This window comes from Oerskovia sp. NPDC060287, from assembly GCF_042726775.1.
In the GTDB taxonomy this organism is placed as follows: domain Bacteria; phylum Actinomycetota; class Actinomycetes; order Actinomycetales; family Cellulomonadaceae; genus Oerskovia; species Oerskovia merdavium.
In genome coordinates, this window is record NZ_JBHXBO010000202.1 from 1 (window position 1) to 7,635 (window position 7,635).

Annotated in this window: 7 protein-coding genes and 1 tRNA gene; 4 read left to right on the top strand and 4 right to left on the bottom strand. The window is 69.1% G+C overall.

Going from position 1 to position 7,635, the window contains the following annotated elements; genetic code table 11:
* Nucleotides 1-7 precede the first annotated feature (7 nt).
* The gene (polA, locus tag ACFWFR_RS15340) at nt 8-2,641 is read right to left on the bottom strand and encodes a DNA polymerase I (protein ID WP_377623539.1); all 2,634 of its coding nucleotides are present in this window, start codon (nt 2,639-2,641) and stop codon (nt 8-10) included.
* A gap of 67 nt (nt 2,642-2,708) precedes the next feature.
* Between polA and ACFWFR_RS15345 the strand changes: the two genes are divergently transcribed.
* Nucleotides 2,709-3,155 carry a hotdog fold thioesterase gene (locus tag ACFWFR_RS15345; protein ID WP_377623534.1) on the top strand — a complete coding sequence of 149 codons (447 nt, stop codon included), beginning with the start codon at nt 2,709-2,711 and terminating at the stop codon, nt 3,153-3,155.
* Between the two features lie 70 nt (nt 3,156-3,225).
* Here ACFWFR_RS15345 and ACFWFR_RS15350 read toward each other — a convergent pair whose 3' ends face one another.
* Both ACFWFR_RS15350 and ACFWFR_RS15355 read right to left on the bottom strand, forming a co-directional pair.
* A complete protein-coding gene (locus tag ACFWFR_RS15350; RefSeq protein WP_377617756.1) occupies nt 3,226-3,879 on the bottom strand; it encodes a GNAT family N-acetyltransferase in 654 nt (217 codons plus the stop codon).
* 212 nt (nt 3,880-4,091) lie between these two features.
* Complete coding sequence (locus tag ACFWFR_RS15355; RefSeq protein WP_377623535.1) at nt 4,092-4,790, bottom strand: ANTAR domain-containing response regulator; 699 nt, start codon at nt 4,788-4,790, stop codon at nt 4,092-4,094.
* 120 nt (nt 4,791-4,910) lie between these two features.
* Between ACFWFR_RS15355 and ACFWFR_RS15360 the strand changes: the two genes are divergently transcribed.
* A tRNA-Leu gene (locus ACFWFR_RS15360) sits at nt 4,911-4,984 on the top strand.
* 427 nt (nt 4,985-5,411) lie between these two features.
* On the opposite strand, the gene ACFWFR_RS15365 is transcribed toward ACFWFR_RS15360, so the two are convergent.
* Nucleotides 5,412-6,110: a hypothetical protein gene (locus ACFWFR_RS15365; RefSeq protein ID WP_377623536.1), complete on the bottom strand. Its 699-nt coding sequence runs from the start codon at nt 6,108-6,110 to the stop codon at nt 5,412-5,414.
* A 218-nt stretch (nt 6,111-6,328) separates the two neighbouring features.
* Between ACFWFR_RS15365 and ACFWFR_RS15370 the strand changes: the two genes are divergently transcribed.
* Together ACFWFR_RS15370 and ACFWFR_RS15375 are read left to right on the top strand one after the other, a co-directional pair.
* A complete protein-coding gene (locus ACFWFR_RS15370) occupies nt 6,329-6,685 on the top strand; it encodes a hypothetical protein (protein ID WP_377623537.1) in 357 nt (118 codons plus the stop codon).
* 218 nt (nt 6,686-6,903) lie between these two features.
* Nucleotides 6,904-7,584, top strand: a complete 681-nt coding sequence (locus ACFWFR_RS15375) for a PAS and ANTAR domain-containing protein (protein ID WP_377623538.1) — start codon at nt 6,904-6,906, stop codon at nt 7,582-7,584.
* Nucleotides 7,585-7,635: the final 51 nt, after the last annotated feature.

The following is a 7,635-nucleotide window of genomic DNA, read 5'->3' on the forward strand; positions in this document are numbered from 1 at the left end:
CCGATCCTCAGTGGCCCGCGTCGTGCCAGGTGCGGCCGGCGCCCACCGAGACGTCGAGCGGGACCGAGAGGTCCGCTGCCGCGCCCATCTCTCGGCGCAGGAGCTCCTCGACGGCGTCTCGCTCGCCCGGTGCGACCTCGACCACGAGCTCGTCGTGGACCTGGAGCAGCAGGCGCGAGCGCAGGTCCTGCTCGTCGATCGCGCGCTGCACACCGAGCATCGCGACCTTGATGATGTCGGCTGCACTGCCCTGGATGGGGGCGTTGAGCGCCATCCGCTCGGCCATGTCGCGGCGCTGGCGGTTGTCGCTCGTGAGGTCCGGCAGGTAGCGGCGACGCCCCAGGATGGTCGCGGTGTAGCCCGTGACCCGGGCCTCGTCGACGACGCCCGTGAGGTAGTCGCGCACGCCGCCGAAGCGCTTGAAGTAGTCCTCCATGAGTCCCGCCGCCTCGCCCACCGAGATGTTCAGCTGCTGCGAGAGGCCGAACGAGGACAGCCCGTATGCCAGGCCGTAGGACATCGCCTTGATCTTGGAGCGCATGGCGGGGGTGACCTGGTCCGTCGGGACGTCGAACACCCGCGAGCCCACGTAGCTGTGCAGGTCCTCGCCCGACCGGAACGCCTCGATGAGACCCTCGTCGCCGGACAGGTGCGCCATGATGCGCATCTCGATCTGGCTGTAGTCGGCGGTCAGCAGGGTCTCGTAGCCCTCGCCGACCACGAACGCCCGGCGGATCCGGCGCCCGGCCTCGGTACGGATGGGGATGTTCTGCAGGTTCGGGTCGGTCGAGCTCAGCCGTCCGGTCGCCGCGATGGTCTGCTGGAACGTCGTGTGGATGCGCCCGTCCGGAGCGACCGACTTGAGCAGCCCCTCGACCGTCTGTCGCAGGCGCGTGGCGTCGCGGTGCGCGAGCAGGTGCTCGAGGAACGGGTGGCCCGTCTTGGCGAACAGGTCCGCGAGCGCCGCGGCGTCCGTGGTGTACCCCGTCTTGATCTTCTTGGTCTTGGGCATGCCCAGCTGGTCGAACAGGACCTCCTGGAGCTGCTTGGGCGAGCCCAGGTTCACCTCGCGCCCGATCACGTCGTACGCCTCGGTCGCGGCCGTCGCGACGAGCTCGCTGAAGTGCTTCTCGAGCTCGGTGAGGTACTCGACGTCCGCGGCGATGCCGCGCGACTCCATGCGGGCGAGCACGTCGACGAGCGGCAGCTCGAGGTCCTTGAGCAGGTGGTCCGCGCCGCGGTCCCGCAGCTCGCCCACCAGGACCTCCGAGAGGTCCAGGACCCCTGCTGCACGCACGGCGTCCCGCTTGTCCTCGCCCGAGCCGTCGAGCGAGAGGTCGAGCGCTCCCTGGGGCTCGTCGTCGACCGCCTCGACACGCAGCTCGCGCTTGAGGTGACGGATCGCGAGGTCACCCAGGTCGTAGCCGCGTTGGTCCGGGTGGCACAGGTAGGCCGCGAGCTCGGTGTCGAAGACCACGCCCTGCAGGTCGAACCCACGTGCCGCGAGCTCGTGCCAGGTGGCCTTGGCCCCGTGCACGACCTTGGGCGCGTCGGCGTCCGCGAGCCACGCCGAGAGCGCCTGCTCGTCGACGACCGCGACGTCGGCGAGGTCCACCGCGACCGCCGCGGCGCCGTCGTCCGCGACGGCCAGCGACCACGCGTCCCCGCCCACCGGAGCGGCCTTGCCCGCGACCACGAGGCCCACGGGGCGCTCCTTGCGGGCCGTGAGCCAGCCGCCGAGCTCGCCCTGCCCGAGCGTGGCGAGCGAGACGTCGAAGCCCTCCTCGACGTCCTCCTCACCCTCGGGGGCGAGCGCGAACAGGCGCTCGCGCAGCGCAGTGAACTCCAGTGCGTCGAACACGCGGTGCATGGCCTCGCGGTCCCACGGCTGGACCAGCAGGTCGTCGGGACCCAGCGGGAGCTCCATGTCCGTCAGCAGGGCGTTGAGCTGACGGTTGAGCCGCACCTGGTCGAGGTTGGCCCGCAGGTTCTCGCCCGCCTTGCCCGTGATCTTGTCCGCCGACTCGAGCACGCCGTCGAGACCGTCGTAGGCGTTGATCCACTTGGCGGCCGTCTTGGGGCCCACGCCCGGGATACCCGGCAGGTTGTCGCTCGTTTCCCCCACCAGGGCCGCGAGGTCCGGGTAGCGCTCGGGCGGCACGCCGTACTTCTCGAGGACAGCGTCCGGGGTCATGCGCGCCAGGGTCGAGACGCCGACCTTTGGGTAGAGCACCGTCACGTCCTCGCCGACGAGCTCGAACGAGTCGCGGTCCCCCGAGCAGACCAGGACCTCCATGCCGGCAGCGGCAGCCTGGGTGGCGAGGGTCGCGAAGATGTCGTCCGCCTCGTAGTTCTCCTTCTGCAGGACCGGGATGTTGAGCGTCGCGAGGATGTCCTTGATGAGCGGGACCTGGCCCTTGAACGGCTCGGGGCTCGCGTCGCGCGTGCCCTTGTAGGTCGGCAGGACCTCGGTGCGGAACGACGCACGGCCCGCGTCGAACGCGACCGCGACGTGCGTCGGCTTCTCGTCGCGCAGCAGGTTCGTCAGCATCGAGACGAACCCGTAGACGGCGTTCGTCGACTGGCCGGTGGTCGTCGAGAACTTCTCGACCGGCAGGGCGAAGTACGCCCGGTAGGCCATCGAGTGTCCGTCGATCAGCAGGAGGCGAGGTCGCGAAGTGGTGGTCACGAGTGCAAACCTATCCGCTATGACTGACACGCACGGAGCCGAGAGCCCGACCACCTCCCCCGACGACGCGGCACTCGCGGCGCTGCGGGCCAGCACCGTGGGCACCCTCATCGAGCGCATGGGCATCACGCTCGTCGAGGTCGCCCCCGACCGGGTCACGGGCAGCATGCCCGTCGCCGGCAACACCCAACCCGCAGGACTTCTGCACGGCGGGGCCTCGGTCGTCCTCGCCGAGACCCTCGGGTCGATCGCGGCGCAGATCCACGCGGGCGAGGGGCGCGCGGCCGTGGGCATCGAGATCAACGCCACGCACCACCGCGGGGTGCGCTCGGGATCGGTGCACGGCGTCGCGACGGCGCTGCACCGGGGCCGGACGACCGCGAGCTACGAGATCGTCGTGGTCGACGACGAGGCACGGCGCGTCTGCACCGCACGCCTCACGTGCATGGTGCTCGACGGCCGCTGACCCCGGGCGACGAGAAGGGCCCGGCGCGAAGGTCGTCCTTCGTGCCGGGCCTCTCGTCGGGAAGTCTGCGTCAGCGGGCCGCGGGCTCGCTCACGAGCGGCACCGTCGACTCACGGAGGTCCTCCTGGAAGGCGCGCAGGTCGACCGGGCCGGTCTGTCCCTCGGTCCGGGCCTTGCGACGGCGGGCGATGAGGTCCTCGAGGCCGCGGGTACCGCGACGCGAGGTGCCCGAGTCCGCCGCGAGGCGACGCTGGAGCACCGACGTGGAGACCACTCGGTGGCCGGCGGCCGGCGCGAACCCGAGCCGAGCGAGGAAGCGCTGGACACCGCGCGAGCCCGGGATGGGCACGGAGAAGACGTCGACCGCACCGGTCTGGGCCGCGAGCTCGGCGGTCGCGGTGAGCAGCGCGTGCCCGACCCCGCGACGACGCGCGTCCTGCGAGACGTAGAGGGCCTCGATGTAGAGGCTCGGCTCGTCGTTGAAGATGTGCGGCTCGAGGGCGCGGGCCAGGAGGAAGCCGACGGGTACGTCGTCCTGGAAGGCCACGAGGATCGATCCACCGGGGACCGTGAGGAGGACGCTCAGCTGGCGGACGAGCTTGGACTCGTCCGAGAGGCAGACCTGGGGGCCCGCGGCGGACTCACGGCGCGCCTCGGCACACAGCACGGCGACGCCAGGAAGGTCGTCGCCGACCGCAGGCCTGACCACAACTGCTGCACGCACGTGGAACCTCCTCATAGGATCCTCCGACCTCGGAGCACCCCGGTGGCAGACGAGCTACCTGCCACCGACGAGCGCCCCCGGTCATCGATCGACTGATGCTTCGTGAGTGTCCGGTCCGTCGAACTGGACACCTGTCCATGACGATAGCCTTGTTGAGCGTCCCGAACAAAGGGGCAGTTCACAGGCCGGTACCGGGCGATGAGCACGCCGGATCAGGCGCCGCCGACCTGCTCGATCACGGCGTCGGCGACCTCGCGCATGGTGAGGTGACGGTCCATCGAGGTCTTCTGAATCCAACGGAACGACTCGGGCTCCGACAGGCCCATCTTGGTCATGAGCAGGCCCTTGGCACGGTCGACGCGCTTGCGGGTCTCGAAGCGCTCGGCCAGGTCCGCGACCTCGGACTCGAGAGCGCTGATCTGCGAGTAGCGGGAGATCGCGATCTCGACCGCCGGCAGCAGGTCCGCGGGGCTGAACGGCTTCACGACGTACGCCATGGCACCGGCGTCGCGAGCGCGCTCGACGAGCTCCGTCTGGGAGAACGCGGTCAGCAGGACGACGGGCGCGACGTGCGCCTTGCCGATCCGCTCGGCGGCCGAGATGCCGTCCAGCTCGGGCATCTTGACGTCCATGACGACGACGTCCGGCTTGAGCTCGAGCGCCAGCTTGACCGCGGTCTCACCGTCACCCGCCTCCCCGACGACGTCGAAGCCTGCCTCGCGGAGCGTCTCGACGACGTCCATGCGGATCAGGGCCTCGTCCTCGGCGACGACCGCTCGACGAGCAGGACGGGCGCCCGACGGCGCGGGCGCGGCCTCGGCCACGGCGCTCGGTTCGGGCTGGATCAGGGGGGGCAGGTCGAGCGGTGCCGTGGCATCGGGCTGCGCGTTGTCGTCACTCACGTCCCTCATCGTAGTGGGAGAACACCCCCCGCGCCCCGCTGGACGGGTGTGATTCTCGTTTCGTCCCGGTTCTGTGGTTCGATGGTCCACGCACCGCAGCGGGCTCTTCGAGGTCCCCTGACGGTCGATGCCCCGGTAGCCCAACCGGCAGAGGCGTTCGGCTCAAACCCGATCCAGTGTGGGTTCGAATCCCACCCGGGGCACCTCTACGTCAGGCCCCTGACCTGCGGAAACACTCCATCTCGCCCCTCCAGAGGGGTCAGGTGTGTGACGACCGTTTCAAGTAGGCATCCAGATGCACCCCGCAACGGCCAGGTGCTGTACGACACATCGCCGCAGTGGCGATGAGTGTGAGCACACAGAGCCGGGCACCTGAGTCCACCACCGAGCCCCGCCGCCATCAGCGCGAGACCGTCCGCATGCTCGACGTCGACGAGCGCGCCCTGGACAAGGGGCCCTCGACGCCTGCACGATCCACCATCTCCGCGTCGGACGTCGCCGTCGCCGTCGCCGTCCGAGATCGACCACCGCTACGTGTGCCTGCACCTCGGGTCGTGCCGCTGGTCGACATGCGGGCCGTACGCACCGCCCGTCGCCATGAGTCAAGAATTTGTCGCCGCCACCGATATCCTATGGCTCCACTGAGATTTCCAGCGGGTCCAATCCGTTCAGAAAGCACTGCGCGAACTTGCGTCGGCCCAGCTCACTACCCCGCATCGACCGTTCGAAAGCTGCCGATACGCCAGAATTCACGAGCGCTTGCTCCCGAGACATATCGGCGGAGAGCATCACTGATGTCATGGCTTCAGAGATCGTGTATCGCTCGCCTTGCGTGCGCTTCGCGAGAAGCTCTGCGGCTTCGCGCTTCGAATCAGGCCCAAAGGAACCCAATGATGAACTGACGAAGCGCTCGATCGCGACGTCCAGCTCGTGAACGTCGCCCAGCGCCTCAGTGACGAGGGCCTGCACAAGTTCGCCTGGGGTACTGCTGCCAAACTCTCGCGCTAGGGACGCTCCAGAATCGTCGCTCGCTGCAACTTGGAGCGATTCGACAGAGTAAGTTCCCGGATAGAGCTCACGCGACGCGTCACCATCGAACATCTCCATCATGCGCAACAGTTCGGACTCCCACTCGATGGCAGGTGCTGAGCGAGCCACCAGCATCAGCCGCTGAGCGCGGACGAGACTGCTCAGCGCATCGGCCAGGCGGCACCTGCTCTCTACGTGCCACGGGTCAGCCCAGAACGTTGCAAGCGCAGACAACTGCGGGCGGCTCCGCTCCGGCAACGTGTTCGTCAAGATGAGGAGCAGATACGCGTAGATGCTCATGCCGGCATTCTTCTCTTCGTCGGGGCCCCGTGCACCGGTACACGCTCCTGAGATCTCCCGACCTGGACCGTGAAGCGTCGCCGAGCAGCTCGCCGAGCCCATCGAGGCGGCCTACGGAGCCAGGGCCGGCGAGCAGGTGGCGTGGACAGTTTGCTGGAAGGCATCTTCATAGGGTCTGTTCGGCGGTGCGTCGCCTTTCGGTACGGACTCTGTAAGCCATGGTTCAGCTCGATATCACCGAGCGCCATGTCTGCCGCCTCGGCAAGTTCTGGAGAGCCGAGCGCACGCCAAAGGACTCGAGTCACCGAATGGTCGTGCAGCTTCCGCCTCGAACGAACCACGTCGCCGAGCGACCATATCGCCATCCTGCGCAGGCCTTCCGGAAGGTCCCCGGACTCAACGATCTGGACGAGATACGTCTCGAGCCACACCTGGTCGGGCTCGCACTCCACGAGCTCACGCAGGACGAGCAGTTGGCCCGACGGATCGAGCGAGATCCGCGCAACCAGCTCGTCGCGGTCGTACATCGAACCTCCCGGGCTCATCTCATGATCCACTTCCGGTACTCCTCGTGACTCGGTCGACGAGAGCGCGTCAATCCATGGCGTGAGTCTCCCACGGGCGCGATGACGGTCGAGGCCCGCGCCCTGTACCGCACCTGCGGTACAGGGCCGAACAGGATCGCGACCTCCGGCCGAGGTGCGCGACCGCCGGACGCGGCATCGTCGAAGGTGATCGGCACGAGGCGGTGCCGACCACCGAGCAGAGATCCCACCGAAGGAGCCGCCGCACCATGACCATCGCCCCCTCCCGGCAGGAGCCGGTCACGGCACCACGCTCCGGCGACGCCGTCGCCACTCCCCCGGTCGGCCAGCTCCGCTACGACCTGCTGTCCGGTCGGTGGTGGTGGTCACGCCAGACGTACGCCCTGCACGGCTTCGAGCCCGACGACGTCACGCCCACCACCGAGCTGTTCCTGGCCCACCGCCATCCGGACGACCGTCCCGACGTCGCCAAGGCTCTTCGGCGCGCAGGCGAGGACGGCGCTCCCTTCACGAGCGTGCACCGCATCGTGACCGCTCGTGGACGTGAGCGGACCGTGTGCCTCGTGGGTCAGGGGCGCATGGATCGCGCGACCCGTCGGGTCGTCGAGGTGATGGGCTACCTGACCGACCTGACCGCCCCGCTCGCGCGCCGGGCAGAGGCGCTGGCCCAGGACCAGGTCCGTGCGGTCGTCGAGAATCGTGCCACGATCGAGCAGGCGAAGGGCATCGTGGCGCTCACGTGCGACGTCAGCGCGAACGAGGCATTCAGCGTGCTGCGCGCGGCGTCGAACGACCACAACGTGGCACTGCGCCGGCTCTCGGGCTGGGTCGTGGCGCTGGCCGAGGAGTTCTCGCCGCCCGAGGACTGCCGCCGATCGGTCAGCGAGCTCCTCGAGCACCCGCGCGCACCGCGTCGCGGGCGGGAGTGACCGGGGACGGAAAGACCTTCGCCCCCTCCCGAGCAGCTGGAGGGGGTCGGC

Coding starts and splice junctions, on each gene's coding strand:
- polA (WP_377623539.1), bottom strand. CDS start 2,641: ATGGCCTACCGGGCGTACTTCGCCCTGCCGGTCGAGAAGTTCTCGACG.
- ACFWFR_RS15345 (WP_377623534.1), top strand. CDS start 2,709: ATGACTGACACGCACGGAGCCGAGAGCCCGACCACCTCCCCCGACGAC.
- ACFWFR_RS15355 (WP_377623535.1), bottom strand. CDS start 4,790: ATGAGGGACGTGAGTGACGACAACGCGCAGCCCGATGCCACGGCACCG.
- ACFWFR_RS15365 (WP_377623536.1), bottom strand. CDS start 6,110: ATGAGCATCTACGCGTATCTGCTCCTCATCTTGACGAACACGTTGCCG.
- ACFWFR_RS15370 (WP_377623537.1), top strand. CDS start 6,329: ATGGTTCAGCTCGATATCACCGAGCGCCATGTCTGCCGCCTCGGCAAG.
- ACFWFR_RS15375 (WP_377623538.1), top strand. CDS start 6,904: ATGACCATCGCCCCCTCCCGGCAGGAGCCGGTCACGGCACCACGCTCC.